Source organism: Limosilactobacillus gastricus DSM 16045 (genome assembly GCF_001434365.1).
GTDB classification, from domain to species: domain Bacteria; phylum Bacillota; class Bacilli; order Lactobacillales; family Lactobacillaceae; genus Limosilactobacillus; species Limosilactobacillus gastricus.
Map to the genome: position 1 here is coordinate 1 of NZ_AZFN01000057.1, position 452 is coordinate 452.

Sequence of the window (452 nt, forward strand, 5' to 3'; positions counted from 1 at the left end):
CACGAAAGTGAAGTGAAGAGTCAAATCGCTAGTGCCAGCGACTTGGCAAGTCAATCCAAGGCCGGTAGCACGAATGAAAGTAGGATTGCATCAATTAGTGATGAAAACTCGACGAGTTTGAGCACAAGTGTTTCGAAGGCGAGTGCCTCAGATAATTCCTTGAATAGTAGTGCTTCAACCTCAGCGGTGAAGAGCTTAAGTGAAATTAATAGTGCTTCAACCAGTGCACTGGTAAGTGCTAGCGATTCACAAAGTCTCTCGGAAACGGGTAGCTTAACTAGTGAACAGTCAGCTTCTGTCTCGGCAGCAAGTCAAAAAGCAGCTTCAGTTAGTGTTAGCCAAAGCACTTCAAATCGTGAGGCCTCGACGAGTGCTTCAGCATCACTCAGTGATGATCAATCTAATAATGATTCGTTAAGCGAAAGTGCTTCAACATCGTTGAGCAAGGCCCT

The 452-nt window shown here is 45.4% G+C and carries 1 pseudogene; it reads left to right on the forward strand.

Annotated features, from left to right (window positions below):
• Positions 1 to 452 (forward strand): annotated as a pseudogene (locus FC60_RS09565) (hypothetical protein); the annotation flags it as partial.